Here is a 25,587-nt window from a genome sequence, read left to right as displayed (position 1 = left end):
AGCCCCTTTCCAAGCTTTATTGAACGGATCAGTTGACAAGTGTCGTCGCCGCGGCTGCCGCTGCGCCCTCGATCCCGAACTGGTAGACCACACCGATCAACATCAATGCGGCCGACCCCATCAGAGCAACCCACAATACCGGGGTCGAGCGGGTTTCGATCGGATCTTCATTTTCGTCGCCAAAATACATGTAGAAGACGATCCGCAGATAGTAGAAGGCACCGATCACCGAGGCGATTGCCGATACGATGACCAACCCAATCAGGTCAGCTTGCACACCGGCCTGCCAAACGCCGAACTTGGCGAAGAACCCCAGCATTGGCGGCACGCCGGCAAGGCTGAACATCAGGATCAGCACGGCCAGCGCCTTGCCCGGATCCCGCTTGGAATACTGGCGCAGGGCGTCGATGTCTGTCACCGGCTTGCCGTCGCGCTCCATCATCAGGATGAAGGCGAAGGTGCCGATATTCATGGTCACATAGATCGCCAGATACATCAGCATCGCTTTGACACCCAATTCGGTGCCTGCGGCCAGACCGATCAGCGCGTACCCCATATGTGCAATTGACGAATAGGCCATCAGCCGTTTGATGTCGCGCTGCCCGATGGCAGCCACGGCCCCCAGCAACATCGACAGGACCGAAAGCAGCACGATCACCTGCTGCCAGTCCGCGATGGCACCGCCGAACGCATCATGCAGAACGCGCGCGAACAAGGCCATCGCTGCAACTTTGGGTGCGGTTGCAAAGAAAGCCGTCACCGGAGTGGGCGAGCCCTCGTAAACGTCCGGTGTCCACATGTGGAACGGAACCGCCGAAATCTTGAATGCCAAACCCGAGATCAGCAGAACAAGGCCAAACAGAAGCCCAACCGAGACATCGCCGTGATGCACCGTGTTGATGATGCCCGAGAACAGCGTCGTACCGGTGAACCCATAGACCAGAGATGCGCCGAACAGCAGCAATCCTGAACTGAGCGCACCCAAAACGAAATACTTCAGCCCCGCCTCGGTCGATTTGGCGCTGTCACGGCGCAGGGCCGCCACGACATACAGAGACAGCGACTGCAGCTCGAGACCCATATAGAGCGACATCAAATCGCCGGCGCTGACCATCATCATCATGCCGACCGCTGCCAAAGCCACCAGCAACGGATACTCGAAACGCAGCAGGTTCCGGCGCGCCATGTACTCCTGGCTCATAACCAGAACCGCGGCGGCCGATAGCAGAATCGCGACCTTTGCAAATCGGGCGAACCCGTCGTCGATGAACATGCCGTTGAAGGCCACGTTGGTCCCCGAGCCGTTCGACGCGATCCAGAACGACAGCGCCGCCATCAGTCCGGCCGTCGTCCAGACCAGAACCGGAGCCAGCGCATCCTTGCTGGTGTAGACAGCTCCGATCAGCGCCGCCATCGCATAGATCGCCAGAATGATTTCCGGCAGAATTACAGTGAGATCAGCCTGGATCATGTCTCCAAAGCTCCCTTAGTGCGAAGCGACCTGGGTCGCGGCTTGGGCCGCGGCCAGAGCCGTGTCATAGTTCGAAATCAGCGCGGCGGTCGAATTGCCGATCACGTCGGTGACCAGCGACGGATAGACCCCCAGCAGGATGGTCATGACGATCAGCGGCGCAAAGATCAGGCGTTCGCGAGTGCTCATGTCGGTGATCGACTTGAGGCTTTCCTTGATCAGGTCGCCAAAGACCACGCGGCGATACAGCCACAGCGCATAAGCTGCCGAGAAGATCACACCGCTGGCCGCCACTGCGGTCACCCAGGTGTTGACCTGGAAGGTGCCCATCAGCGTTAGGAATTCGCCGATGAACCCGCTGGTGCCCGGCAGGCCCACATTGGCCATGGTGAACAGCATGAACACCAACGCATAGGCCGGCATCCGGATCACCAGGCCGCCATAGGCCTCGATGTCGCGGGTGTGCATCCGGTCGTAGATCACGCCAACACAAAGGAACAGCGCGGCCGAGATGAACCCGTGGCTGAGCATCTGGAAAATCGCGCCGTCGATGCCCTGCTGGTTGGCGGCAAAGATGCCCATGGTCACAAAACCCATATGCGCGACCGAAGAATAGGCGATCAGCTTTTTCATGTCCTCCTGCACCAGCGCCACCAACGAGGTATAGACCACGGCGATTGCCGACAGCCACAGCACCAGATCGGTCATCACGGCCGACCCGACAGGGAACATGGGCAAGCTGAAACGCAGGAAACCATAGCCACCCATCTTCAGCAGAATTGCCGCCAGCACGACCGAGCCCGCCGTCGGTGCCTGAACGTGCGCGTCTGGCAACCAGGTGTGCACGGGCCACATCGGCATCTTCACCGCGAAGGACGCAAAGAACGCGAGGAACATCAGCGTCTGCATACCGCCGACAATGTGGACACCCAGCACGCTGAAGCTCTCGGACGAGAACTGGTGCGTCATGAGCGCGGCAATGTCCGTTGTGCCTGCATCCGCATACATCGCTACCATCGCCACCAGCATCAGAACCGAGCCGAGGAAGGTGTAGAGGAAGAACTTGAAGCTGGCGTAGATCCGGTCCTTGCCGCCCCAGATCCCGATGATCAGGAACATCGGGATCAGCCCGGCTTCGAAGAACAGGTAGAACAGCACCAGATCCAGCGCCATGAACACGCCGAGCATCAGCGTTTCCAGAAGCAGGAAGGCGATCATGTATTCCTTGACCCGGTCGGTCACGTTCCAGCTGGCCAAGATGGTCAGCGGCATGATGAAGGTGGTCAGCAGCACGAACAGAACGCTGATGCCATCCACGCCCATCTTGTACTTCAGGCCCAGCAGCCACTGACCCTCTTCCACCATCTGGAAGCCGGTGTTCGATGGGTCGAACTCGGTATAGATTCCGATCGAAACAAGGAAGGTCACTGTGGTCGCAACCAGCGCGATCCACTTGGCATTGCGCTGTGCGGCCACATCGTTGCCGTGCAGGAACAGCGCCATCAGACCGGCGGAAATGGCCGGAATGAACGTTACAATGGATAGGATATTGTCCATCAGTTTGCGCCTCCGCCGATCGACATCCAGGTGACCAGGGCGGCGATCCCCAGAACCATCCAGAAGGCGTAAGTAAAGATGTAGCCCGTCTGCGCCTTGCCTGCGAGGCGGGTGAAGAAGGGAACGACGCCCATTGCTACTCCGTTCAGGAAACCGTCGATCGTCTTGCCGTCACCGCCCTTCCACAGGAACCGGCCCAGGGCCACGGTCGGTTTGACAAGGATCGCGTCGTAGATTTCGTCAAAGTACCACTTGTTCTTGAGGAACAGGTACAGCGGACGCTGGTTCTCGGCCAGGCGGCCCGGCAGCGCCGGGTTCACGATGTAGAACAGGTAAGCCAGTCCAAAGCCCAGAACCATTGCGATGAACGGCGAGACCTTGACCCATTTCGGCGCCGCATGCGCGTCGTCCAGAACATGGTTGTCCGGCGCGATGTACAGCGCGCCCTCGCCCGGTTTGCCGACAAAGGCATAGTGGTGATCCCCGCCCTTCGCCTTGTCATCATGCGCGGCCTCATCGCCATGGGATTCGGTGGCATGCGTGTCGTCGCCATGGTCATCGGCCTTGGCATGGTCACCGGCCTCGGCATGCGCCTCGGCCACCGGAATGCCATAGAACTTGCCAACCTGATCTGCGTGCCCGAAGAAGTTGTTGTACCAGATCATGCCCGCGAACACGGCGCCCAGCGACAGAACACCCAGCGGGACCAGCATTACCATAGGGCTTTCGTGCGCGTGCTCATGCGTGTGCTTGTCGCCCCGCTCCTCGCCATAGAAGGTCAGGAAGATCAGGCGCCAGCTGTAGAACGAGGTCATCGCGGCCGCGATCACCAGCGCCCAGAACCCGAAGGCCGATCCGCCGGCATAGGCGCTTTCGATGATGGCGTCCTTGGACAGGAAACCGGCAAAGCCGATCGTGGTCAGCGGGATGCCGACACCGGTGATGGCCAGGGTACCGATCATCATCGCCCAGAAGGTATAGGGGATCTTCTTGCGCAGGTTGCCATAGTTCATCACGTCCTGTTCGTGGTGCATGGCGTGGATCACCGAACCCGCCCCCAGGAACAAGAGCGCCTTGAAGAAGGCATGCGTGAACAGGTGGAACATCGCCGCCGAATACATGCCCACGCCTGCGGCCACGAACATGTAGCCCAGCTGCGAGCAGGTCGAATAGGCGATCACGCGTTTGATGTCCGTCTGCACCAAGCCCACGGTCGCGGCAAAGAAAGCGGTGGCAGCCCCCAGCACGGTGACGAACCCGGTTGCACCCGGTGCGAACTCCATCAGCGGCGACATGCGGCAAACCAGGAACACACCGGCCGTCACCATGGTGGCCGCGTGGATCAGCGCCGACACGGGCGTCGGGCCCTCCATCGCGTCCGGCAACCAGGTGTGCAGGATCAACTGCGCCGACTTGCCCATCGCACCGATGAACAGCAGCACGCAGATGACCTCGATCGCGGTCCATTCGCCCCACAGGAAGGTCAGTTGCGTTTCTGCCAGCTGGGGTGCAGCGGCAAAGATATCCGAGAAGTTGATGCTGTCGGTCAGGAAGAACAGCGCAAATATCCCAAGCGCGAAGCCGAAGTCGCCCACACGGTTGACGATGAACGCTTTCATCGCCGCCGCATTGGCCGAGGGTTTGCGATAGTAAAAACCGATCAGCAGGTACGACGCGACGCCCACGCCTTCCCAGCCGAAGAACATCTGTACGAGGTTGTCGGCCGTCACCAGCATCAGCATGGCGAAGGTGAAGAAGGACAGATATGCAAAGAAGCGCGGCTTGTAGCTTTCGCCCTCGCGCCACTGCGGGTCGTGATCCATATAGCCGAACGAATAAAGGTGCACGAGCGCCGAAACGGTGGTGACGACGATCAACATGATGGCGGTCAGCCGGTCCAGACGAACGGCCCACGAGGTCGACAGCGAGCCGCTCTCGATCCAGCGCATGATCTCGATCTGCTGGGTCTGCCCGTCAAAGCTGAAGAAGACGATCCACGACAGCAAACAGGCCAGGAACAGCAGACCCGTCGCCGTCCACAGCGCGGCCTTTTCGCCTATGAACTTCCAGCCAAAGCCGCAGATCAGCGCGCCCACGAGCGGGGCAAAGAGGATTGTGGTTTCCATGATCCCTTACCCCTTCATCATGTTGACGTCTTCAACCGCGATGGTGCCGCGGTTGCGGAAGAAGCAGACCAGAATGGCCAACCCGATGGCAGCCTCGGCCGCGGCCACGGTCAGCACGAACAGCGTAAACACCTGCCCGACCAGATCGCCGAGGAAACTGGAAAACGCCACGAGGTTGATGTTCACGGCCAACAGCATCAGTTCGATGCTCATCAGCAGGATGATGACGTTCTTGCGGTTCAGGAAGAGACCGAAGATGCCGATGACGAACAGCGTCGCCGCGACGGTAAGATAGTGTTCAAGTCCGATCATCGTCTCAAAGTCCCTGCCCCGGTTTCACGTCCTTCAACTCCATTGCCTTGGCCGGGTCACGCATCATCTGGCCGACGATGTCCTGACGCTTGATGTCCTTGCGGTGGCGCAGCGTCAGCACGATGGCGCCGATCATGGCCACCAGCAGGATCAGGCCCGCCAGTTGGAACAGAAGGAAGTATTGATCGTAAAGGATGACACCCAGTGCCTCGGTGTTGTGGCGGTCGGCAGGGATCGGCTGGGCCAGGTTGGCCGCCGCGCCTTGAGCGCTGTCCCAGGCGCCAAAGGCCATGACGAACTGCATCAGGATGACCAGACCGATCAGCAGGGCCAGAGGCATGTAGCGCGCCATCTCGGCCTTGAGCTCGGCAAAGTCCACGTCCAGCATCATCACCACGAACAGGAACAGCACCGCCACCGCGCCGACATAGACGATGATCAGCAGCATGGCGACGAATTCCGCCCCCAGCAGCACGAACAGTCCCGCCGACGAAAGGAAGGCCAGGATCAGCCACAGCACCGAATGCACCGGCTGCCGGCTGATCACGGTGAACAGCCCGCCGGTGATGGCGCTGATGGCAAAGAGGTAAAAGGCAAATACGCTCATTGGTCATCTTCCTCGTTTTCGCCCATGGCCTCCTGCGCCAGTTCCAGCGCCCGGGTCATGGCCGGGATGCCGGCAAAGACCGACATCTGACCGATCGTTTCCACGATCTCTTGTTTCTTGGCCCCTGCCTCGATGGCATGGCGTACCGTCTGGCGCAGGGCCGTGTCGGCCTGTGCGCCCTGACAGGTCAGCCCGGCCAGCGTCAGCAACAGGCGGGTCTTGGCATCCAGTCCGCCCGGATTGACGGTGTTGCCGAACATCATCTCCATGACCTCTTTGGGCATGGTCGGCCACAACGCCTCGAAGCCGCGCATCGCGTCGACGGGCGAATAGCTCTCCAGCGCCGGGTTGAACGCCTTGGCCATGTCATGCGCCTGTCTGAGCATCTGCTCGAATGGGTTTTTCGTCGGATCGCTCATCGGTAGGGCGCGTCCAGTTCCAGATTGCGGGCGATCTCGGCTTCCCAGCGTTCACCGTTGTCCAGCAGCTTCTGCTTGTCATAGAACAGCTCTTCGCGGGTTTCCGTGGCGAATTCGAAATTAGGTCCTTCGACGATGGCATCGACCGGGCAGGCCTCTTGGCAGAAGCCGCAGTAGATGCACTTGGTCATGTCGATGTCATATCGCGTGGTACGGCGGCTGCCGTCCTCGCGCGGTTCGGCGTCGATGGTGATGGCCTGCGCGGGGCACACAGCCTCGCACAATTTGCAGGCGATGCAGCGCTCCTCGCCGTTGGGATAACGGCGCAGGGCGTGTTCACCGCGGAACCGGGGCGACAGCGGACCCTTTTCGTGGGGGTAGTTCACGGTGGCCTTGGGGGCGAAGAAGTACTTCAATCCCAGCTTCATGCCGACCCAGAAATCCTGCAGAAGGAAGTATTTGGCCGCGCGGGTATAGTCGATATTTGCCATTGTCAGCCTCCTACGCTCCAACGGGCGAATGCACCCCAGAACCAGTCGAATTTCGCCGCAAAGGCCACGAACACCACCCACACCAGGCTGAACGGCAGGAACACTTTCCAGCCCAGCCGCATCAGCTGGTCATAGCGGTAACGGGGCGTGATCGCCTTGACCATCGCGAAGAGGAAGAAGAAGAACGCCATCTTGGCGACCATCCACAGCACGCCATCGGGCAGGCCGGGGATCGGCGACAGCCAGCCACCGAAGAACAACAGCGTGGTCAGCGCGCACATCAGGAAGATGGCGATGTATTCGCCCGCCATGAACAGCAGGAAGGGCGTTGCCGAGTATTCGACTTGATAACCGGCGACCAGTTCCGATTCCGCTTCGGGCAGGTCGAACGGCGGGCGGTTGGTCTCGGCCAGGGCCGAGATGAAGAACAGGAAGACCATCGGGAAATGCGGCAGCCAGTACCAGCTGAAGAACCCGAACGAGCCATCCTGCGCCCGCACGATGTCACCAAAATTCATCGACCCGGTCGAAATGATCACCCCAATGATGATCAGGCCGATCGAAACCTCATAAGAAATCATCTGCGCGGCCGAGCGCAGCGAGCCCAGGAACGGGTATTTCGAGTTCGACGCCCATCCGCCCATGATCACGCCGTAAACCTCGAGAGAGGACACTGCGAACACGTACAAGATGGCCACGTTGATGTCAGACAAGACCCAGCCGTCATTGAACGGAATGACCGCCCAGGCGATCATGGCCAGGACGAACGACGTCAGCGGCGCCAGGATGAAAACAGTCCTGTCCGCGCCGGCAGGGATCACCACCTCTTTGACGACGTATTTCAGCGCGTCCGCCACCGATTGCAGCAGGCCGTAAACGCCAACCACGTTGGGGCCGCGACGCATCTGGACCGCGGCCCAGATCTTGCGGTCGCCATAGACCAGAAACAGCAGCGAGATCATCACGAAGGCCACGACGGCCAGCACCTGCGCCAATATGATCAGGGCTATTCCGCCTGGGGTGTCAAAGAATTCAGCCATTGGTCCTCACACCGTGGGTATTCCGTTTTCCGCTGCCATCGCGAGGCCCGACCGGCTGGTCGGAGACTCGCGTCGCCTGCGATTGGTTTGGCGAGTTGGTGTAAACAGCATCCGCTGCCTGCACGCCACCTTTTTCCTTCATTTCATTCGGCAAAACACACGACCACGCCCCTCGCATCTCCTCTCGGAAAAACGAGCTCGGGTTTCCGCCCGCTTTGCGGTTTATGGTCGTCGCAAGCCTCATTCCGCGGCAATCTTTTGGTCACCGCGCGCCTTGGCCAGCGCCGAAAGCTCGGCCATCAACTGCGAGGCTCGTGCAATCGGGTTGGTCAGATAGAAATCCTTGATCACGGTCCGGAAATCGGCCTGCCCCAAAGGTCCGACCTCGATTGCCTGTTCTTCGTTCTCGGGCACTTGGTCGATCCCGGCCAGATGCGGCACTGCTTCGATCAGCTTTTGCCGCAGCTGGGCCAACGTGTCATAAGGAAGTTTCTCGCCCAACTCTGCCGAAAGCGCCCGCAGGATCGCCCAGTTTTCCTTGGCTTCACCCGGTGCAAATCCGGCGCGCATCGCCAATTGAGGGCGACCCTCGGTGTTGACGAAGAGACCGTTTTCCTCGGTATAGGCCGCGCTAGGCAGGATGACGTCGGCGCGGTGTGCACCGCGGTCTCCGTGGCTGCCTTGGTAGATGACAAACGGGCCCGCATCGATATCGACCTCGTCCGAGCCCAGATTGAAGATCACCTCGGCGCCGTCGATTGCAGCCTCAAGGCCACCCTCCGTCACTGCACCCACATCCATCGCACCGACGCGGGCGGCCGCAGTGTGCAGAACAAGCATCCGACCCGACAGCGCGCGCGCAGCGGCCAAAACGGCCAGACCGTCTGCCTCGGACACGGCGCCCTGTCCGACGATCACAACGGCTTCGCTGCTTGCCTTGGCCTTGGCCAGCGCATCGCGGTCGGTGCCAAGATGCTCGTAGTCATAAGTCAGATCAACGGCCGGGCCGATCAATTTGACATCGGCGCCCGCCAGCCACGCCTTGCGGATGCGCGCATTCAGCACCGGGGCCTCGTCCCGCGGGTTGGTGCCGATCAGGATGATCTCTTTCGCCGTGTCGATCTCCTCGATCGTCACATTGCCGACATAGCCCGAACGGTTACCGATAGGCAGGCGGGCATTGTCGGTTCGGCATTCGACCTTGCCACCCAGCCCCTCGATCATCTGCTTCAACGCAAAGGCGGCTTCGACAGGAACCAGATCGCCGATCAGACCTGCAACCTTCTTGCCCTTCATCGCCGCTGCGGCGGTGGCCAAAGCCTCGGGCCAGCTGGCAGCACGCAGGCGACCGTTTTCACGGATATAGGGCGTGTCCAGACGTTGACGGCGCAAACCGTCCCAGACAAAACGCGTCTTGTCCGAGATCCACTCTTCGTTCACGCTATCATGGTTTCGCGGCAGAATGCGCATCACTTCGCGGCCCTTGGTATCGACACGAATATTCGATCCCAGCGCATCCATCACGTCGATGGTTTCGGTCTTGGTCAGTTCCCACGGGCGTGCGGTAAAGGCATAAGGCTTGGAAGTCAGCGCCCCCACCGGGCACAGGTCAATGATGTTGCCCTGCAGGTTCGAATCCAGCGTCTGGTTCAGGTACGAGGTAATTTCCGCATCCTCGCCCCGGCCCGTCTGGCCCATCTGGTCGATACCCGCGATCTCGGTCGTGAAACGCACACAGCGGGTGCAGCTGATACAGCGGGTCATCGCCGTGCCAACTAGCGGACCCAGATCCAGATCATCCACGGCCCGCTTGGCTTCTTTGAACCGGCTGGCCGACATACCGTAGGCCATTGCCTGGTCCTGCAGATCGCATTCACCGCCCTGGTCACAGATCGGGCAATCCAAGGGGTGGTTGATCAGCAGAAACTCCATGACGCCTTCCCGGGCCTTCTTGACCATGGGAGAGTTGGTCTTGACCACCGGCGGTTGACCTTCCGGCCCTGGGCGCAGATCGCGCACCTGCATCGCGCACGAGGCGGCGGGCTTGGGCGGCCCGCCCACGACCTCGACCAGGCACATGCGGCAGTTACCGGCAATCGACAGGCGCTCATGATAGCAGAACCGCGGCACCTCGACCCCGGCCTGTTCGCAGGCCTGGATCAGGGTCATCGCGCCATCGACTTCGATTTCTTTGTCGTCGATTACGATCTTGCGGAGGTCAGACATGGTCTAGTTCGCCCTCAAATACACGCCAATGGCGCTGTTTCGTTCGATTTCCTTGCGCCCCAGGGCACAGAATGTTTCAGCTTTTCCGTAGCTCACGCCGTTCTGCGCGAGGTATTTCTCGCCTTTGGCCCGCATCCGCGCCTTTTCGGAATCCGACTCGACATAGGCCCGGATCTCGCCGTCCGAATAACCCAGGCTGTTGGCCTTGGACCGTAGGCTCCACATCACGCCGATTGCCTTCATACGCCGCCCACTGATCGACGGGCAGTATTCCGAGATCTCATTTGCGATGGCGATGTAGTAGAGCTCGTTGTCGATTTCCTTGACTTCGCGCAAGGGCGGTTTGGCGTCCGCTGAGACGGGCAACGCCATCGCACAGGCAAATGCGGCAAGTTTCACAAGTTTCATGACATATCCTTTCGTCTTGGGTTCCCCAAGACGTTCCGCGGCACGGCTGTTATGCAATAACGACCGTCCGATCAGCGCAGGATATGCAATAGCGAAGCTCATGGTCGTTGACAGGCTCCGGCAAATGTCAGGCTGTCATTTTCGACGCGCAGGTTCTGCGGTTCGGTGTCAGGACCAACCTTCCACGCAATGCGGGAGGAACCGAAATTCTGAATGCAGAACCGGGTGCCCTCGTAACGACCAGCCTCGCGCGCGCCGTCCAGCGAAGCCGACACGCCTTTGATCGTCACTGTGAAATCCGCAGGCGACCGTTTCTTGTCGACCGGCTTTGCCTTGGCCCGAAACGACTTGCCGTCAAACAGGATCCGGTCGCTGGTTGGCGCTGTCCCGCAGGCCGAAAGCAGCGTCAGCAGAACAAGCACACCGACAGCCGGGCGACGCAGGTTCGCGGTGATATCAACAAGTGTGACGGCCATCAGAACGCAGCCACCAATGCAAGGATCCCAATCACGAACATGCAGGCCCACGCCACCACATACAGGACAGAACGAATACCGCTATGCGGTTTGCCGACGCCTTGAATGTGTACGACAAGCATCACCAGTCGCGCGACCAAGGCAATCGCGGCCAGCCAGTTCACCCAGAACGGGCTGGCGCCCAATAGAATGGCTGCCACAGTAACGGCCAGAAACGCGGGCAAAGTCTCGGTGCCGTTCAGGTAGGAACGGTTCAGGCGATAGGCCTTGTCGGCGTAGTCCTGGTCGGGGGTCGCGCCAGGAGCCAGCCCTTTGCCCTGTTTCGCCAGTGCCGAAAACGGCGACAGGAACAAAACGACCAGTGTGAAAATCACCAAAGACGCAATCGCGTGGGAATACTCTGCATAGGCTTCCATCGTTGTCACTCCGCCGCCATCGCACCCATACGGCCCGATTTCTGAGCCTTGATGCGGTCTTCGATTTCTTCGCGGAAGTTGCGGATCAGGCCCTGGATCGGCCATGCGGCCGCGTCACCCAGCGCACAGATCGTATGGCCTTCGACCTGCTTGGTCACCTCGAACAGCATGTCGATCTCTTCCAGTTCGGCCTCGCCGCGTACCAGGCGATCCATCACCCGCATCATCCAGCCCGTACCTTCGCGGCAGGGCGTACACTGGCCGCAGCTTTCGTGCTTGTAGAATTTCGACAGGCGCCAGATCGCCTTGATGATGTCGGTGGACTTGTCCATTACGATCACCGCCGCCGTGCCAAGCCCCGAGCCCAGATCGTTGCGCAGATAGTCGAAATCCATGATCGCGTCGCGCATGTTCTCGCCGCGCACGCAGGGCACGGACGAGCCACCGGGGATCACGGCCAACAGGTTGTCCCACCCGCCGCGGATGCCACCGCAATGGGTCTCGATCAATTCTTCAAAGCTGATCGACATCGCCTCTTCGACCACACAGGGGGTATTGACGTGACCCGAGACTGCAAACAGCTTGGTGCCCGCGTTGTTCTGGCGACCGAAACCGGCGAACCAGTCGGCACCACGCCGCAGGATCGTAGGCACGACGGCGATGGATTCCACGTTGTTCACCGTGGTCGGGCAGCCATACAGACCCGCCCCCGCCGGGAACGGCGGCTTCATGCGCGGCATGCCCTTCTTGCCTTCCAGGCTTTCGATCAGCGCGGTTTCCTCGCCACAGATATAGGCGCCTGCCCCGTGATGCAGGAACAGGTCGAAATCCCATCCTGATCCAGCGGCGTTCTTGCCCAGCAGGCCCGCATCATAGGCCTCGTCGATTGCAGCCTGCAGCGCCTCGCGCTCACGAATGTACTCGCCGCGCAGGTAGATGTAGCAGGTGTGCGCATTCATCGCGAAAGACGCAATCAGGCAGCCTTCGATCAGCGTGTGCGGATCGTGGCGCATGATCTCGCGGTCCTTGCAGGTGCCCGGTTCGGATTCGTCGGCGTTTACGACCAGATAGGACGGGCGGCCATCGCTTTCCTTCGGCATGAACGACCATTTCAGGCCGGTCGGGAAGCCCGCACCGCCGCGCCCGCGCAACCCTGAGTCTTTCATCGTCTGGATGATCCAGTCGCGACCCTTCTCCATCAGGCCAGCAGTGCCGTCCCAATGCCCCCGGGCCTGAGCGCCCTTCAAGGTGCGCTCGTGCATCCCGTAGATGTTGGTAAAGATCCGGTCCTGATCCTTCAGCATCGCGTGTTACCTTCAGCTGTCCTGACGCATGCGCCAGAGTTGAAATATGTTGACGCCCGCATAGATGAACGCCGCGATCGCGGCGAAATCAAACAGCAGCGCAAAGCGTCCCGGCAGCTCCAGCGCCGGGCCGATGAACAGGGTCATGGCAAGCCACAACAGCATGGTCACCGCGATGACCACGCCGATATGTCGGCCCTTACGGGCGATGGCCTGTTCCTTGTCCTTGTCCATCACACTCCGATGCCCGTATCGGGCACCGTCTCTCAGTCTTCGTAGGTGCCGTCTTGCTTGGCACGTTTGGCAAATTCGGTTTCCTCGCCAGCAGCCAGCTTGGCCGCCTGCTCGATCCAACCGTCGCGTTCGATCCGGCCCTTGAACTTCAGCCGGGCATCAACCCAGGCCACATGTTCTGGCGTCCAAGCTGCGATCTGATCGAAGTGGTAGAACCCGAGCTCGTTCAGCGTCTGCTCGAGCTTCGGCCCCACACCTTTCAGCAGCTTGAGGTCGTCGGGCTTGCCGCCGCGCGCACCGCTCAGCGTTTCGGGCTGAGCCTCAGTCGCTTCTGGCTTGGCCGCGGCGCCCTCGGGCGAAGATGGCTCCGCCTTGGCGGATTTCTTGGGCGCGGCCTGACGGGCGGCTGGTTTGCCCTGCTCTGGCACCTTCGGCGGCTTGGGTGCGGCTTTCGCTCCGGCGGCCTTGCCATCCTTGCCCAACCATGGCGTTAGTATCGGAACCTCGGTTCCGTCGATGCGCTTGACGGTATCGCCCAATTCCGTGGCCAGTTGCACACTGGCATTGTGCTTTGCCTTGCTACCTTGATAATCCTTCAGGCTGGTCACCCCGCCCAGAGGCTCGGCCGCAAAGCGACCATTCTGGGGACCGGGCACCGGAACCTTGCCAGCGGCCAGTTCATCAATGATCCGACCAAAACTCTCGGCGGTCAGGTCCTCGTAATAGTCTTTACCGATCTGTGCCATCGGCGCGTTGGTGCAGGAACCCAGGCATTCAACCTCTTCCCAGCTCAGCTTGCCGTCCGCCGACAGTTGGTGCGGCTTGGGCGCGATCTTTTCGCGGCAGACAGCAATCAGATCCTCGGCCCCGCAGATCATGCAGGACGTGGTGCCACAGACCTGAATATGCGCGACGGACCCAACCGGTTGCAGCTGGAACATGAAGTAGAAGGATGCAACTTCGAGCACCCGGATGTACGACATGCCGAGCATGTCAGCGACGGTTTCAATCGCCGGACGGCTCAGCCAGCCCTCCTGCTCTTGCGCGCGCCACAGCAGCGGGATGACCGCGCTGGCCTGACGGCCCTCGGGGTATTTGGTGATCTGCGCTTCGGCCCATTGCTGGTTGGCAGCGGTGAAGGCAAAGCTTTCGGGTTGTTCGGGATGAAGACGGCGGAGCATTAGCGGTCAATCTCTCCAAATACGACGTCCATGGTGCCAATGATGGCGGCGACGTCGGCCAGTTGGTGGCCCTTGGCGACGTGGTCCATAGCCTGCAGGTGCAGGAAACCGGGCGCACGCAGCTTGGCGCGGTATGGCTTGTTGGTGCCGTCGGCCACCAGATAGACGCCGAACTCGCCCTTGGGCGCTTCGACGGCGGCATAGACTTCGCCTGCGGGGACGTGGAAGCCTTCGGTGTAAAGTTTGAAGTGATGGATCAGGCTCTCCATCGAGGTCTTCATGTCCGAGCGTTTCGGCGGCGTGATCTTGCCGCGGGCCAGAATGTCGCCCGGGCAGTCGCGCAGCTTGGCGATGGCCTGACGGATGATCGACACCGACTGGCGCATTTCTTCCATCCGCACCAGGTAACGGTCATAGCAGTCCCCGTTCTTGCCGACGGGGATCTGGAACTCAAACTCGTCGTAGCATTCATAGGGTTGCGCGCGACGCAGGTCCCAGGCCAGGCCCGATCCGCGCACCATCACGCCCGAGAAGCCGTATTTCTGGATATCCTCCTCGGTCACCACGCCGATGTCGCAGTTGCGCTGTTTGAAGATGCGGTTCTCGGTCAGCAGTCCGTCAATGTCGTCCAGAACGGCGGGGAATTCGTGGCTCCAGGTCTCGATGTCATCCAGCAGTTCGGGCGGAAGATCCTGATGTACACCGCCGGGGCGGAAATAGGCCGCGTGCAGGCGCGCACCGCAGGCACGCTCGTAGAACACCATCAGCTTTTCGCGTTCTTCAAAGCCCCACAGCGGCGGCGTCAGCGCGCCCACGTCCATCGCCTGCGTGGTCACGTTGAGCAGATGGTTCAAAACGCGCCCAATCTCGGAATAGAGGACCCGGATCAACGAGGCCCGGCGCGGAACTTCGACGCCGGTCAGCTTTTCGATGGCAAGGCACCAGGCATGTTCCTGGTTCATCGGCGCCACATAGTCCAACCGGTCGAAATACGGCAGGTTCTGCAGATACGTCCGGCTTTCCATCAGCTTTTCGGTACCGCGGTGCAGCAGGCCGATATGCGGGTCGCAACGTTCGACGATCTCGCCGTCCAGCTCAAGCACAAGACGCAAAACTCCGTGCGCCGCAGGGTGCTGCGGGCCGAAGTTGATGTTGAAGTTGCGGATCTTCTGTTCTCCGCTCAGCGCGTCCGTGCTGCCGTCATCGTATCTTGAGCCGTCCATCAACGCCCTCGTTTCTTTTTCGCTTCGGCCCGAACCCGGACCTTTTCCGCCTCAAGCGCTTTGGCTGCGGCCCCCGCCAGCAGGACCCCCAGCGCACCCAACGCAATCAGTTCCCCCAGCAGCATGACCATCTCAGCGGCGCTCCAGTTCCTGCAGTTTCAACCCGACCCACCACAGCAACGCGATCGTGCCGAATGGGACCAGGCAGAGAAGGCACCAGTATTTGTTGATCCCGAAAAACGGCAAAATCTTCACCATCGGAATGATGGTCAGTGCAGAAAGGATCAGCCACCAGATGCCACCCATTGTCAGGTCTCCTGTTTTTCATCCCCCGGCAGAACATAGTTCGCACCTTCCCACGGGCTCATGAAATCAAACTGGCGATACTCCTGAACCAGCGAGACCGGTTCGTACACGACCCGTTTCTGCGCTTCGTCGTAGCGGACTTCGATATACCCGGTAGTCGGAAAATCCTTGCGCAGCGGATAGCCGCGGAAGCCATAGTCGGTCAGGATGCGACGCAGGTCCGGGTGGCCGGAGAACAGGATGCCGAACATGTCGAACACTTCACGCTCGAACCAGTTGGCCGAGGGGTGCACATCGACGATCGACGGAACCATGTCTTCCTCGCGCACCGAAATCCGGATACGGATACGCTGGTTCTGGTACATCGAAAGAAAGTGGTAAACCACGTCGAACCGTTTGGCACGTTCGGGGTAATCAACTCCGGTAATGTCGACCAAGGTCGAAAACTTGCAGTTCTGATCCGTTTTCAGAAACTCGACAAACTCCACCAGGCTCGAGGGCGCAACATCAACCGTCAGCTCGTCATGGGCTACGCTCCATGACAGAACACAGTCCGTGCGCTTCAGCTCGATATGCGTGCCGAGTTCCTTGAGTGCTTCGCTCATCTCGGTCCCTCCTCAGCGGACGATGGTGCCGGTGCGGCGGATCTTGCGCTGCAGCTGCAGCAGACCGTACAGCAGCGCCTCGGCCGTCGGCGGGCAGCCGGGCACATAGATGTCCACCGGAACGATGCGGTCGCAACCACGCACGACGGAATAGGAATAGTGGTAATAGCCACCACCATTGGCGCAGGATCCCATCGAGATCACATAGCGCGGCTCGGGCATCTGGTCATAGACCTTGCGCAGCGCCGGGGCCATCTTGTTGGTCAGCGTACCGGCCACGATCATCACGTCCGACTGACGCGGGGATGCGCGCGGCGCGATGCCGAAGCGTTCGGCGTCGTAGCGCGGCATCGAGGTGTGCATCATCTCGACCGCGCAGCAGGCCAGACCAAAGGTCATCCAGTGCAGCGAGCCGGTGCGCGCCCAGTTGATGATGTCCTCGGACGAGGTCAGCAGGAACCCTTTGTCCTGCAGCTCGGCGTTCAGGGCCTGAGTGGCGACTTCCTTGTCGACGCCCGCGGTGTTTGCACCCGTCATCACTCCCATTCCAGGGCCCCCTTCTTCCATTCATAGGCAAAGCCGATGGTCAGAACGCCCAGGAACACCATCATCGACCAGAAGCCGACATCGCTGATGTCCTTGAAGCCCACGGCCCAGGGAAACAGGAACGCAATCTCGAGGTCGAAGATGATGAACAGGATCGACACCAGATAGAATCGGACATCGAACTTCATCCGCGCATCGTCGAACGCGTTGAACCCGCATTCATAGGCGCTGACCTTTTCGGGGTCGGGATTGCGGACAGCCAGAACGACGGCGGCCAGAATCAGGACGATTCCAAGGCCCACGGCGACGGCCAGAAACACCAGGATCGGGAGATATTCCCGCAACAGCTCTTCCACGAGTGGCTCCTTTCCTGCGCATCCCGAACGAGACGCGCCGTCAATTGGCGTGTTGACTGGACATTCTCTATCCGCGCGGGGTCAGAGGGTCAACCGAGCAGAAGCGCGCATGGCACCGAATATTCGGCTTGCCAACGCCCAGCGCTGCACTAGGCGCAAGCCCTTGGCTTCAAATGGTCGCGGGCGGTCAAACCTTACTATTCCATGAAGGTTTTCGCTTGTCGAAAAATGCGCTGATTCCCTCATGCGCCTCGTCCGTTTCCCATCGGTCGACCAGCGCCCGGATCGTGTGGTCGATCACCGCGTCGTCGATGCGCGGCCCGAGGTCCCGCACCAGCGCCTTGGCCGAGGCCACCGCGCCGGGCGCACAGGACAGGTAGGGCAGAACCTCGGCCTCGACCGCGTCGGCTAGCTGATCCGCAGGCACGGCCTTGGCCAGCAGCCCCAGCTCGACCGCCTCGGAGGCGTCGAACAGGCGTGCCGACATGAACACCCGCCGCGCGCGGGCCTCGCCCATGCGGGCGATGACGTATGGCCCGATGGTGGCCGGGATCAGCCCCAACCGGGTTTCGGTCAGCCCCATCTTCAGGCTGTCCACGCCGATGGCCACGTCGCAGACCGACGCCATCCCGACACCCCCGCCAAAGGCGTTGCCCTGCAGCGCGCCGATCAACGGCTTGGGCAGGGAGTTCAGGGCGTTCAGCATCTCAGCCAGCTTGCGCGCCTCGACAAAGCGGGTCTCGGGGTCGGCGGCCATCTGGGCCTGCATCCAGCCCAGGTCGCCCCCGGCGCAGAAGCTTTTGCCTGCGCCGGTCAGAACTACCACACGCACGTCGTTGGTTTCCCCCAGCTGCGCGGCGGCCTGGGTCAACTCGGCGATCATCTGCGCCGACATCGCGTTGTGTTTTTCCGGCCGGTTCAGCGTCAGCGTGGCAACGCCGCGCGGGTCGGTGGAGATCGAGATAGTTTCAAACATGTCAGCCTCTTATCCCGCCCGCAACGCGCGGGCCATTTCCGCCGCTTCGTTCAGCACGGCGGCGTCCAGCCCGGTGTCATAGCCCAGCCGCTCGAGATGCGCAGCCACGGCTTCGGTGGCCACATTCCCGGCCGCGCCCGGCGCGTAGGGGCAGCCGCCCAATCCGCCCACGGCTGCGTCGAACACCCGGACGCCCAGCGCAAGCGACGCGTCGATATTGTCGATCGCGCGCCCGTTGGTGTCATGGAAATGCCCGGCCAGGCGGGTCGCGGGCACATATTCACGCACTGCCAGCAGCATCCGCGCGATGCTGTCGGGTGTCCCCTGCCCGATCGTGTCGCCCAGCGAGATCTCGTAACAGCCGTGCGAGAACAGCAGATCGGCCACCTCGGCCACTTTGGCGGGCGGCGTCGGGCCGTCATAGGGGCAGTCGGTCACGCAGGAAACATAGCCGCGCACCGGCAGGTCGATATGGCGCGCCGCCTCGAGGATCGGGACGAAACGCTCGATGGATTCGGCAATGGTCGCGTTGATGTTGGCCTTGGAGAACCCCTCGGAGGCCGAGGCAAACACCGCGATTTCATCCGCCCCGGCAGCGAGCGCGTCCTCATAGCCGCGCATGTTCGGGGTCAGCGCGGCGTAGCGCACGCCGGGGGCGCGGGTGATCCCGGCCAGCACCTCGGCGCTGCCGGCCATCTGCGGCACCCATTTGGGTGACACGAAACTGGCCACCTCGACCCGGCTGAACCCCGCCCGGCTGAGGCAGTCGACCAGCGCGATCTTCTCGGAAACCGGGATTTCGCGCTTTTCGTTCTGCAGCCCGTCGCGCGGCCCCACTTCGAAAATCTCGACACGTTCCGCCATGGCGGTGCCCTCCTGTTCAATCCCGGCCCGCCCCGTCCAGGGCGGGCGTTCAGGGTTTCAGTCGTCTTCCAGCCGGACCAGCGCCGCGCCAGCCTCGACCTGCGATCCGGCCTCGGCCAGAACCTCGGCCACGACGCCGTCGCGTGCTGCCAGCAGCGAATGCTCCATCTTCATGGCCTCGAGGATGGCCAGCCGGTCGCCTTCCTTCACCGCCTGCCCCGGCGCGGTGAACACCGCCTTGACCAACCCGGGCATCGGCGCCTCGACCACGTTGGTGTCACCGGCGGCGCTGACGTCACGGTCCAGCGGGTCCAGCACCTCGAAGCTCACGCCATAGGCGTCGAACACGGTGACATCGTGGCCCGCAATCGCAACCGGAGGCATCGGCTGGCCGCCGATGATCCAGCGGCCGTTGACCCGTTCGGCGATCACGCTGATCCCGCCGACCTGCCAGTCCTGCCGGTCCGGCCCAGCGACCTGGACGTCCATATCCAGAACCTCGCCGTCGCGCTTCAGCTGAAGCGCCCGGTGCAGCGGGGCCCAGAGGGTAAACCCGGTGTCCTCGGCGGGTTTGTCCAGCCCGGTCGCGGCCATCGCGGCCGCAACGGTCATTGCCGGGGTGACGGCGGGTTCGCGCACCAGATCGTCCAGATCGCGGCCGATCAACCCGGTATCCACATCGCCCACCGCAAACCCGGCGTGCCGGGTCAGTGCGCCCAGGAAAGACAGGTTGGTGACGGTTCCCGCCACCCGCGTCTGGCGCAGCGCGCGGTGCAGTTGTTCCAGCGCCACTGTGCGGGTCGGGCCGTGCACGATCACCTTGGCGATCATCGGGTCATACCACGGGCTGATCGTGTCGCCCGCCCGCACGCCGCTGTCGGCGCGGCAGCCGTGCGGAAACTCCAGATGGGTCAGGGTGCCCGTGGCGGGCAAGAACCCTTTGGGAACGTCCTCGGCATAGAGCCGGGCCTCGAAGGCATGGCCGTTGATCGAAAGCTCTGCCTGCCGCCTGGGCAGGCTTTCCCCGGCCGCAACCCGCAACTGCCATTCGACCAGGTCGATGCCGGTGATGGCCTCGGTCACCGGGTGTTCGACCTGCAGGCGGGTGTTCATCTCCATGAACCAGAACCGGTCGGGGCGCAGACCGTCCGAGGCATCGACGATGAACTCCACGGTGCCCGCGCCCTTGTAGCCGATGGCCTCGGCCGCGCGGACGCCCGCCTGGCCCATCGCTTCGCGCATCTCGGGCGTCATTCCGGGGGCCGGGGCTTCCTCGATCACCTTCTGATGGCGGCGCTGCAGCGAGCAGTCGCGTTCGAACAGATGCACGGCATGGGTGCCGTCACCAAAGACCTGAACCTCGATATGGCGGGGCTTGGCCACGAATTTCTCGACCAGAACGGCATCATTGCCAAAGGCGGTTCGGGCCTCGCCCCGGGCGCTGTCCAGAGCAGCGGCGAAATCCGCCGGCCTCTCGACCAGCCGCATCCCCTTGCCGCCACCACCGGCCACCGCCTTGATCAGAACCGGATAGCCGATCGTATCGGCCGCGCCGGCCAGATGCTCGGGGTCCTGGTTGTCGCCGTGATAACCGGGCACGACCGGGACGCCGGCCTGCTCCATCAGCGCCTTGGCGGCATCCTTCAGGCCCATCTTGCGGATCGCATCCGCCGACGGGCCGATGAAGGTCAGGCCCGCCGCCTGCACCGCATCCACGAAATCGGGATTCTCGGACAGAAACCCATAGCCCGGATGGATCGCCTGCGCGCCGGTTGCCAGCGCGGCCTGAATGATCACGTCGCCTTTCAGATAGCTGTCGGCCGGAGCCGCCCCGCCGATATGTACGGCCTCATCCGCCGTCTGCACATGTTTGGCGGCAGCGTCCGCATCCGAGTACACGGCAACGCAGGCCACGCCCATCTTGTGCGCGGTTTCGATGACCCGGCAGGCAATCTCGCCCCGGTTGGCGATCAGGATCTTGTCAAACATGGCCGTTACCCTTTCCCTGCCAGATCTTCCACAAGGCGAAACCGTTCGCAGACCAACTCCATCTTCGGATCGAAGCCGCCGTTTCTTTCGAAATATCTGCGATGATCCTCGCGCCAGCCTTCCAGGCTGTCGTTTTCGCCCTCGGCCAAGGCAAATGCCTCGTCCACATCGCAATAGCGCCGGACCGTCACATCGACCGTTTCGATGACCAGCGCGGGCTGCCCGTCCCAGTCCAAAGCGATGTCACGGCGGCCTGCCTGCGGCATTGCCTCGCCACCCGCCGTAAAGTCACGCAACGCTCCACATGTCGCGGTCTTGCGCCCCGAGCGGACCAGAGCCAGCAAATCGTCACACAATGCGCGATTGTCGCCGAACTGAAAGGTCTCCGCCCCCGGATATCTTTCTTTCAGGTTTTCCAGCATCAACCCCCCCCTCTACATCCGAAACACGCCAAAGCGCGTGTCCTCGATGGGTGCGTTCAACGCGGCGCTCAGCGACAGGGCCAGCACGTCGCGGCTTTTGCGCGGGTCGATAATGCCGTCATCCCAAAGACGGGCAGAGGCATAGAGCGGGTGCGACTGTTCCTCGAACATCTCGAGCGTCGGGCGTTTGAATTCGGCCTCTTCTTCGGCCGACCATGTGCCACCCTGCCGTTCGATCCCGTCGCGTTTGACTGTCGCCAGAACACCGGCCGCCTGCTCGCCGCCCATGACCGAGATACGGCTGTTTGGCCACGTCCACAGGAAGCGGGGCTGATAGGCGCGCCCGGCCATGCCATAGTTCCCGGCCCCGAACGAGCCGCCCACCAGCATGGTGATCTTGGGCACGCTTGTGGTGGCCACGGCGGTCACCATCTTGGCGCCATGGCGCGCGATGCCTTCGTTCTCGTACTTGCGGCCCACCATGAAGCCGGTGATGTTCTGCAGGAAGACCAGCGGGATCTTGCGCTGGCTGCACAGTTCGACGAAATGCGCGCCCTTCTGCGCGGCCTCGGAAAACAGCACGCCATTGTTGGCGATGATCCCGACGGGGCAGCCTTTGACATGGGCGAAGCCGGTCACCAGCGTTTCACCGAACCGAGGCTTGAACTCGTCAAAACGCGAGCCATCGACCAGACGCGCGATCACCTCGCGGATGTCGTACGGGGTGCGCAGATCGGCCGGGACGACGCCCAGGATTTCTTCGGGGTCATAGGCCGGGTCTTCGGGGTTGGCCCAATCCACCGTCTGCGGCTTGCGGCGATTGAGCGATCCCACCGCCCGGCGGGCCAGCGCCAGCGCGTGGGCGTCGTCCTCGGCCAGATAATCAGCCACGCCGGACAGGCGGGTGTGCACGTCGCCGCCGCCCAAATCTTCGGCGCTGACGACCTCGCCCGTCGCCGCCTTGACCAGCGGCGGGCCGGCCAGAAAGATCGTGCCCTGTTCCTTGACGATGATCGTCACGTCGGACATGGCCGGCACATAGGCGCCGCCCGCGGTGCACGAGCCCATCACCACGGCAATCTGCGGGATGCCCTTGGCGCTCATCCGTGCCTGGTTGTAGAAGATGCGGCCGAAATGGTCGCGGTCGGGAAAGACCTCATCCTGGTTGGGCAAGTTCGCGCCGCCGCTGTCCACCAGATAGATGCAGGGCAGATGGTTTTCCTCGGCGATCTCCTGCGCGCGCAGGTGCTTTTTGACCGTCATCGGATAATAGGTGCCGCCCTTCACGGTCGCGTCGTTGCAGACCACCATGACCTCTTGCCCCTGCACCCGGCCGATCCCCGCGATCACGCCGGCACAGGGGGCCGCGCCACCATACATGCCATGCGCCGCCGTCGCGCCGATTTCGAGGAACGGAGACCCCGGGTCCAGCAAGTTCGCCACCCGCCGGCGCGGCAGCATCTTGCCCCGCGACACATGGCGATCGCGCGATTTCTCGCCCCCGCCCATACGCGCGGCCTCGGCGGCCTCAGATATCTGCGCCAGCGCGTCGAGGTGCGCGGCTCGGTTTTGCTTGAAGCCATCGGACGAGGGCAAAGCGGAAGATCGCAGCTTCATCTGGTATACTCTCTCAGAAATTCGCGAACGGGGTTTTCGCTGACGCCAAAGCTCTGCATGATGCGCGCATAGCCCTGCGACACGTTGCTGGAGCAGACGGTGTCCAGCTTCTTGATTTCCGGCTCTTCGAGGAAATCCTCAAGGTCCCACATCGGAACCATGAAATAATACTCGAACGGCAGCATCTCGGCCGCCATTTCCATCGCCTCGACGGCCATGTCTTGTTCTCCGCGACACAGATAGGCCAGCGACAGGTTACGATAGGCGCTCCCGAGGCTCTCATAGTCGTCGTCTGCCTCGTATTGGTTGACCGCAAGCTTGAGCCGCCCAACAACCTGACGATCGAAATACCCGTCATCCGCCTGCGCCTCGGGCAGGAACATCGCGACATAGGCCAGCTTCTCGTCATGCCAGCCATCGGTCTGCATCTCGTTGCTGAAGACGCTGTGCAGCATCCGGATTTCCGGTTCGAATTTCAGGGTGCCGTCGGAATCGGCCACCGCATCCAGATAGTTGTCGTAGAACGCGATCCTGCGTTTGTCTTCAGCGTCCAGCCTCGCGACCCGATCGGCGATCTTGCGCAATTCCGAGATGGCCTCATCCGGGTAGCCGTATAAAACCAGAAGGTCGGCCAATTGCAGTTTTTCGATGACGGCGATCTTTTCTTCGACAGCCTTGTCGATCGTGTCGTGCATCCACGTTTCGAAATAGGTCTTTCCGGCCCACACAGCCCCGATGACCGCGATGACGGTCGCGCTGAACTCGATTCCGGTCCGGACGCTGGATTTATCTGCCATGGCATATCTCCTCGGACGCGCGACGTTTCAATTCCTTGCGAATGACTTTTCCCGTCACGGTCAAAGGCAAGTCTTGCACAAAAGCCACCTCACGCGGGTAGGAATAATGCGCCAGACGGTCCTTGACCCAATCCTGCAACTCGGCCTCCGAGGCCTCAGACCCCGGTTTCAGCACCACATAGGCCTTCACGATCTCGGTCCGCAGCGGATCGGGCTTGCCGACCACGCCCACGGTGGCCACCGCCGGATGGGTCAGCAGGCAATCCTCGATCTCGGCGGGGCCGATGCGGTACCCGGCCGAGGTGATCACGTCATCCTCGCGGCCGACAAAGCGCAGATAGTCGCCCTCCCACATACCGCGGTCACCGGTGATCAGCCAATCGCCACGAAACTTCTCGACCGTGGCCTGCGGGTTGTTCCAGTATTCCAGCAGCATCGAGGCCGAGCCGCGCCGGATGGCCACGTCACCCTCGGCGTCGGTCGGGTTGCCTTTGGCGTCGATCACCGCGACCTCGTGCCCCGGAACCGGCTTGCCGATACAGCCGGGGCGCGCGGCGAAATCCTCGGCACAGGACGAGACGACCATATTGCATTCGGTCTGGCCGTAGAATTCGTTGATCGTCAGGCCAAAGGCCCGCTCTCCCCACGCCAGCATTTCCGCGCCCAGCGGCTCGCCGCCCGAGGCCACGGACCGCAGACCGGGGATCGTCATGTCCGAGGCCTTCAGCATCCGCAGCGCCGTGGGGGGAAAGAACACGTTGCGCACGCCGCCGCGAGCGATCAAATCCGCGCAGGCCTCGGGAGTGAACTTGTCGAGCCGCGCGGCGACGACCGGGATGCCCAGCGCCAGCCCAGGCATCAGCACGTCGAACAACCCGCCGATCCAGGCCCAGTCGGCCGGCGTCCACAGGCAGTCGCCCGCGCGCAGATGGTTGTGGCTGATCGAAACGCCCGGCAGATGCCCGGTCAGCACCCGGTGCCCATGCAGCGCGCCTTTGGGTTTGCCCGTCGTGCCCGAGGTATAGATCAGCACCGCCGGATCCTCGGGGCCGGTGTCAGCAAAATCCACGGCGGGCCCGTCCGCCCCCAGCTCGGACACGATCAGCGGCTGCGCCAGATCACCCAGCATATCGGCGCCCTCGCCGTCGGTCAGCACATACCCGGCCCCCGCATCGCCGATGCGCGAGGCCAGGGCATCGCGCTTGAACAGCTTGAACAACGGCACCGAGATTGCACCGATCTTCCAGATGGCCAGATGCGCCGCCGCGCACCACGGCGACTGGCTGAGCAGCACGCCGACCCGGTCGCCGGGTTGCACGCGGCCCAGCAACCCGCGCGCCAGCCGGTCGGTCAATAGGTCAAGTTCACCATAAGTGATCTCGGTCGTAGCCGCGGAAGACAGATCGAGTATCGCCACCTGCTCAGCGGGCCGCGAGAGACACTGGTGCGCCATGTTCAGCCTGGGCGGTATGTCCCAGCTGCCACCAGACCGCAAACCCGGTATGACCTCAGCGGGACACATGGCGTTTTTCCCTTATATTTATACAGGTTGCTGCGCCAAGTTGAATATCGAACATCGTCGAAACTTGATGCAGATCAGAGTGGGCGCCCCGTCCTG

General features: G+C 62.0%; 28 protein-coding genes. All 28 read right to left on the bottom strand.

Going from position 1 to position 25,587, the window contains the following annotated elements:
• Nucleotides 1-28: 28 nt before the first annotated feature.
• Nucleotides 29-1,471, bottom strand: a complete 1,443-nt coding sequence (gene nuoN / locus ACR3EK_RS04700; RefSeq protein ID WP_170368179.1) for an NADH-quinone oxidoreductase subunit NuoN — start codon at nucleotides 1,469-1,471, stop codon at nucleotides 29-31.
• 15 nt (nucleotides 1,472-1,486) lie between these two features.
• The gene (locus ACR3EK_RS04695; RefSeq protein ID WP_170365885.1) at nucleotides 1,487-3,028 is read right to left on the bottom strand and encodes an NADH-quinone oxidoreductase subunit M; all 1,542 of its coding nucleotides are present in this window, start codon (nucleotides 3,026-3,028) and stop codon (nucleotides 1,487-1,489) included.
• The gene (gene nuoL, locus ACR3EK_RS04690; protein WP_480632803.1) at nucleotides 3,028-5,154 is read right to left on the bottom strand and encodes an NADH-quinone oxidoreductase subunit L; all 2,127 of its coding nucleotides are present in this window, start codon (nucleotides 5,152-5,154) and stop codon (nucleotides 3,028-3,030) included. The genes ACR3EK_RS04695 and nuoL overlap by 1 nt, the downstream gene beginning before the upstream one ends.
• A gap of 6 nt (nucleotides 5,155-5,160) precedes the next feature.
• Entirely contained in the window at nucleotides 5,161-5,466 is a 306-nt protein-coding gene (nuoK, locus tag ACR3EK_RS04685) for an NADH-quinone oxidoreductase subunit NuoK (protein WP_005984024.1), read from the bottom strand.
• A 4-nt stretch (nucleotides 5,467-5,470) separates the two neighbouring features.
• Entirely contained in the window at nucleotides 5,471-6,073 is a 603-nt protein-coding gene (locus ACR3EK_RS04680) for an NADH-quinone oxidoreductase subunit J (RefSeq protein ID WP_170340404.1), read from the bottom strand.
• Entirely contained in the window at nucleotides 6,070-6,492 is a 423-nt protein-coding gene (locus ACR3EK_RS04675; protein ID WP_170341019.1) for a carboxymuconolactone decarboxylase family protein, read from the bottom strand. The genes ACR3EK_RS04680 and ACR3EK_RS04675 overlap by 4 nt, the downstream gene beginning before the upstream one ends.
• Nucleotides 6,489-6,983, bottom strand: a complete 495-nt coding sequence (gene nuoI / locus ACR3EK_RS04670; RefSeq protein ID WP_093964915.1) for an NADH-quinone oxidoreductase subunit NuoI — start codon at nucleotides 6,981-6,983, stop codon at nucleotides 6,489-6,491. Before nuoI ends, ACR3EK_RS04675 begins: the two co-directional genes overlap by 4 nt.
• Nucleotides 6,984-6,985: 2 nt before the next feature.
• Nucleotides 6,986-8,023: an NADH-quinone oxidoreductase subunit NuoH gene (gene nuoH, locus ACR3EK_RS04665; RefSeq protein WP_170340401.1), complete on the bottom strand. Its 1,038-nt coding sequence runs from the start codon at nucleotides 8,021-8,023 to the stop codon at nucleotides 6,986-6,988.
• 240 nt (nucleotides 8,024-8,263) lie between these two features.
• The gene (gene nuoG, locus ACR3EK_RS04660; protein WP_480632802.1) at nucleotides 8,264-10,249 is read right to left on the bottom strand and encodes an NADH-quinone oxidoreductase subunit NuoG; all 1,986 of its coding nucleotides are present in this window, start codon (nucleotides 10,247-10,249) and stop codon (nucleotides 8,264-8,266) included.
• Between the two features lie 3 nt (nucleotides 10,250-10,252).
• A complete protein-coding gene (locus ACR3EK_RS04655; protein ID WP_170357345.1) occupies nucleotides 10,253-10,657 on the bottom strand; it encodes a DUF5333 domain-containing protein in 405 nt (134 codons plus the stop codon).
• Between the two features lie 98 nt (nucleotides 10,658-10,755).
• Nucleotides 10,756-11,133, bottom strand: coding sequence for a hypothetical protein (locus ACR3EK_RS04650; protein WP_170341011.1), 378 nt, complete (start codon nucleotides 11,131-11,133; stop codon nucleotides 10,756-10,758).
• A complete protein-coding gene (locus tag ACR3EK_RS04645) occupies nucleotides 11,133-11,549 on the bottom strand; it encodes an MAPEG family protein (protein ID WP_170341009.1) in 417 nt (138 codons plus the stop codon). Before ACR3EK_RS04645 ends, ACR3EK_RS04650 begins: the two co-directional genes overlap by 1 nt.
• A gap of 5 nt (nucleotides 11,550-11,554) precedes the next feature.
• Nucleotides 11,555-12,853, bottom strand: a complete 1,299-nt coding sequence (gene nuoF / locus ACR3EK_RS04640) for an NADH-quinone oxidoreductase subunit NuoF (RefSeq protein WP_093964909.1) — start codon at nucleotides 12,851-12,853, stop codon at nucleotides 11,555-11,557.
• 12 nt (nucleotides 12,854-12,865) lie between these two features.
• On the bottom strand, nucleotides 12,866-13,087 hold the full coding sequence (locus tag ACR3EK_RS04635; protein ID WP_093964908.1) for a DUF5337 domain-containing protein: 222 nt from the start codon (nucleotides 13,085-13,087) through the stop codon (nucleotides 12,866-12,868).
• A 32-nt stretch (nucleotides 13,088-13,119) separates the two neighbouring features.
• Complete coding sequence (locus ACR3EK_RS04630; RefSeq protein ID WP_480632801.1) at nucleotides 13,120-14,268, bottom strand: NADH-quinone oxidoreductase subunit E; 1,149 nt, start codon at nucleotides 14,266-14,268, stop codon at nucleotides 13,120-13,122.
• On the bottom strand, nucleotides 14,268-15,491 hold the full coding sequence (locus ACR3EK_RS04625) for an NADH-quinone oxidoreductase subunit D (RefSeq protein ID WP_480632800.1): 1,224 nt from the start codon (nucleotides 15,489-15,491) through the stop codon (nucleotides 14,268-14,270). The genes ACR3EK_RS04630 and ACR3EK_RS04625 overlap by 1 nt, the downstream gene beginning before the upstream one ends.
• On the bottom strand, nucleotides 15,491-15,616 hold the full coding sequence (locus ACR3EK_RS04620) for a hypothetical protein (protein ID WP_261391884.1): 126 nt from the start codon (nucleotides 15,614-15,616) through the stop codon (nucleotides 15,491-15,493). The genes ACR3EK_RS04625 and ACR3EK_RS04620 overlap by 1 nt, the downstream gene beginning before the upstream one ends.
• A 7-nt stretch (nucleotides 15,617-15,623) precedes the next feature.
• Nucleotides 15,624-15,797 (bottom strand): hypothetical protein, encoded by a 174-nt coding sequence (locus tag ACR3EK_RS04615; RefSeq protein WP_010442775.1) that lies wholly within the window; start codon nucleotides 15,795-15,797, stop codon nucleotides 15,624-15,626.
• Nucleotides 15,798-15,799: 2 nt separating this feature from the next.
• Nucleotides 15,800-16,402 (bottom strand): NADH-quinone oxidoreductase subunit C, encoded by a 603-nt coding sequence (locus ACR3EK_RS04610; RefSeq protein ID WP_170340389.1) that lies wholly within the window; start codon nucleotides 16,400-16,402, stop codon nucleotides 15,800-15,802.
• A gap of 12 nt (nucleotides 16,403-16,414) precedes the next feature.
• On the bottom strand, nucleotides 16,415-16,948 hold the full coding sequence (locus ACR3EK_RS04605; RefSeq protein ID WP_093964904.1) for a NuoB/complex I 20 kDa subunit family protein: 534 nt from the start codon (nucleotides 16,946-16,948) through the stop codon (nucleotides 16,415-16,417).
• Nucleotides 16,939-17,304, bottom strand: coding sequence for an NADH-quinone oxidoreductase subunit A (locus ACR3EK_RS04600; RefSeq protein WP_093964903.1), 366 nt, complete (start codon nucleotides 17,302-17,304; stop codon nucleotides 16,939-16,941). Before ACR3EK_RS04600 ends, ACR3EK_RS04605 begins: the two co-directional genes overlap by 10 nt.
• Nucleotides 17,305-17,491: 187 nt before the next feature.
• A complete protein-coding gene (locus ACR3EK_RS04595) occupies nucleotides 17,492-18,280 on the bottom strand; it encodes a crotonase/enoyl-CoA hydratase family protein (protein ID WP_170440849.1) in 789 nt (262 codons plus the stop codon).
• 9 nt (nucleotides 18,281-18,289) lie between these two features.
• Complete coding sequence (locus ACR3EK_RS04590; protein ID WP_480632799.1) at nucleotides 18,290-19,144, bottom strand: hydroxymethylglutaryl-CoA lyase; 855 nt, start codon at nucleotides 19,142-19,144, stop codon at nucleotides 18,290-18,292.
• 57 nt (nucleotides 19,145-19,201) lie between these two features.
• Nucleotides 19,202-21,133 (bottom strand): acetyl/propionyl/methylcrotonyl-CoA carboxylase subunit alpha, encoded by a 1,932-nt coding sequence (locus ACR3EK_RS04585; protein ID WP_480632798.1) that lies wholly within the window; start codon nucleotides 21,131-21,133, stop codon nucleotides 19,202-19,204.
• Between the two features lie 5 nt (nucleotides 21,134-21,138).
• Complete coding sequence (locus ACR3EK_RS04580; RefSeq protein ID WP_480632797.1) at nucleotides 21,139-21,555, bottom strand: ASCH domain-containing protein; 417 nt, start codon at nucleotides 21,553-21,555, stop codon at nucleotides 21,139-21,141.
• 12 nt (nucleotides 21,556-21,567) lie between these two features.
• Nucleotides 21,568-23,172 (bottom strand): carboxyl transferase domain-containing protein, encoded by a 1,605-nt coding sequence (locus tag ACR3EK_RS04575; RefSeq protein ID WP_480632796.1) that lies wholly within the window; start codon nucleotides 23,170-23,172, stop codon nucleotides 21,568-21,570.
• The gene (locus tag ACR3EK_RS04570; protein WP_480632795.1) at nucleotides 23,169-23,969 is read right to left on the bottom strand and encodes a hypothetical protein; all 801 of its coding nucleotides are present in this window, start codon (nucleotides 23,967-23,969) and stop codon (nucleotides 23,169-23,171) included. The genes ACR3EK_RS04575 and ACR3EK_RS04570 overlap by 4 nt, the downstream gene beginning before the upstream one ends.
• Nucleotides 23,959-25,491 (bottom strand): AMP-binding protein, encoded by a 1,533-nt coding sequence (locus ACR3EK_RS04565; protein ID WP_480632794.1) that lies wholly within the window; start codon nucleotides 25,489-25,491, stop codon nucleotides 23,959-23,961. The genes ACR3EK_RS04570 and ACR3EK_RS04565 overlap by 11 nt, the downstream gene beginning before the upstream one ends.
• Between the last annotated feature and the right edge of the window lie 96 nt (nucleotides 25,492-25,587).

It is taken from the genome of Ruegeria sp. BC8, assembly GCF_056535705.1.
Note: the sequence above shows the minus strand (reverse complement) of the source record. Positions and strands in the feature narration are given on the sequence as shown.

Excerpts from the sequence above, each read along its gene's own strand:
- nuoN (WP_170368179.1), bottom strand. The coding sequence starts at position 1,471 with ATGATCCAGGCTGATCTCACTGTAATTCTGCCGGAAATCATTCTGGCG.
- ACR3EK_RS04695 (WP_170365885.1), bottom strand. The coding sequence starts at position 3,028 with ATGGACAATATCCTATCCATTGTAACGTTCATTCCGGCCATTTCCGCC.
- nuoL (WP_480632803.1), bottom strand. The coding sequence starts at position 5,154 with ATGGAAACCACAATCCTCTTTGCCCCGCTCGTGGGCGCGCTGATCTGC.
- nuoK (WP_005984024.1), bottom strand. The coding sequence starts at position 5,466 with ATGATCGGACTTGAACACTATCTTACCGTCGCGGCGACGCTGTTCGTC.
- ACR3EK_RS04680 (WP_170340404.1), bottom strand. The coding sequence starts at position 6,073 with ATGAGCGTATTTGCCTTTTACCTCTTTGCCATCAGCGCCATCACCGGC.
- ACR3EK_RS04675 (WP_170341019.1), bottom strand. The coding sequence starts at position 6,492 with ATGAGCGATCCGACGAAAAACCCATTCGAGCAGATGCTCAGACAGGCG.
- nuoI (WP_093964915.1), bottom strand. The coding sequence starts at position 6,983 with ATGGCAAATATCGACTATACCCGCGCGGCCAAATACTTCCTTCTGCAG.
- nuoH (WP_170340401.1), bottom strand. The coding sequence starts at position 8,023 with ATGGCTGAATTCTTTGACACCCCAGGCGGAATAGCCCTGATCATATTG.
- nuoG (WP_480632802.1), bottom strand. The coding sequence starts at position 10,249 with ATGTCTGACCTCCGCAAGATCGTAATCGACGACAAAGAAATCGAAGTC.
- ACR3EK_RS04655 (WP_170357345.1), bottom strand. The coding sequence starts at position 10,657 with ATGAAACTTGTGAAACTTGCCGCATTTGCCTGTGCGATGGCGTTGCCC.
- ACR3EK_RS04650 (WP_170341011.1), bottom strand. The coding sequence starts at position 11,133 with ATGGCCGTCACACTTGTTGATATCACCGCGAACCTGCGTCGCCCGGCT.
- ACR3EK_RS04645 (WP_170341009.1), bottom strand. The coding sequence starts at position 11,549 with ATGGAAGCCTATGCAGAGTATTCCCACGCGATTGCGTCTTTGGTGATT.
- nuoF (WP_093964909.1), bottom strand. The coding sequence starts at position 12,853 with ATGCTGAAGGATCAGGACCGGATCTTTACCAACATCTACGGGATGCAC.
- ACR3EK_RS04635 (WP_093964908.1), bottom strand. The coding sequence starts at position 13,087 with ATGGACAAGGACAAGGAACAGGCCATCGCCCGTAAGGGCCGACATATC.
- ACR3EK_RS04630 (WP_480632801.1), bottom strand. The coding sequence starts at position 14,268 with ATGCTCCGCCGTCTTCATCCCGAACAACCCGAAAGCTTTGCCTTCACC.
- ACR3EK_RS04625 (WP_480632800.1), bottom strand. The coding sequence starts at position 15,491 with ATGGACGGCTCAAGATACGATGACGGCAGCACGGACGCGCTGAGCGGA.
- ACR3EK_RS04620 (WP_261391884.1), bottom strand. The coding sequence starts at position 15,616 with ATGCTGCTGGGGGAACTGATTGCGTTGGGTGCGCTGGGGGTCCTGCTG.
- ACR3EK_RS04615 (WP_010442775.1), bottom strand. The coding sequence starts at position 15,797 with ATGGGTGGCATCTGGTGGCTGATCCTTTCTGCACTGACCATCATTCCG.
- ACR3EK_RS04610 (WP_170340389.1), bottom strand. The coding sequence starts at position 16,402 with ATGAGCGAAGCACTCAAGGAACTCGGCACGCATATCGAGCTGAAGCGC.
- ACR3EK_RS04605 (WP_093964904.1), bottom strand. The coding sequence starts at position 16,948 with ATGGGAGTGATGACGGGTGCAAACACCGCGGGCGTCGACAAGGAAGTC.
- ACR3EK_RS04595 (WP_170440849.1), bottom strand. The coding sequence starts at position 18,280 with ATGTTTGAAACTATCTCGATCTCCACCGACCCGCGCGGCGTTGCCACG.
- ACR3EK_RS04590 (WP_480632799.1), bottom strand. The coding sequence starts at position 19,144 with ATGGCGGAACGTGTCGAGATTTTCGAAGTGGGGCCGCGCGACGGGCTG.
- ACR3EK_RS04585 (WP_480632798.1), bottom strand. The coding sequence starts at position 21,133 with ATGTTTGACAAGATCCTGATCGCCAACCGGGGCGAGATTGCCTGCCGG.
- ACR3EK_RS04580 (WP_480632797.1), bottom strand. The coding sequence starts at position 21,555 with ATGCTGGAAAACCTGAAAGAAAGATATCCGGGGGCGGAGACCTTTCAG.
- ACR3EK_RS04575 (WP_480632796.1), bottom strand. The coding sequence starts at position 23,172 with ATGAAGCTGCGATCTTCCGCTTTGCCCTCGTCCGATGGCTTCAAGCAA.
- ACR3EK_RS04570 (WP_480632795.1), bottom strand. The coding sequence starts at position 23,969 with ATGGCAGATAAATCCAGCGTCCGGACCGGAATCGAGTTCAGCGCGACC.
- ACR3EK_RS04565 (WP_480632794.1), bottom strand. The coding sequence starts at position 25,491 with ATGTGTCCCGCTGAGGTCATACCGGGTTTGCGGTCTGGTGGCAGCTGG.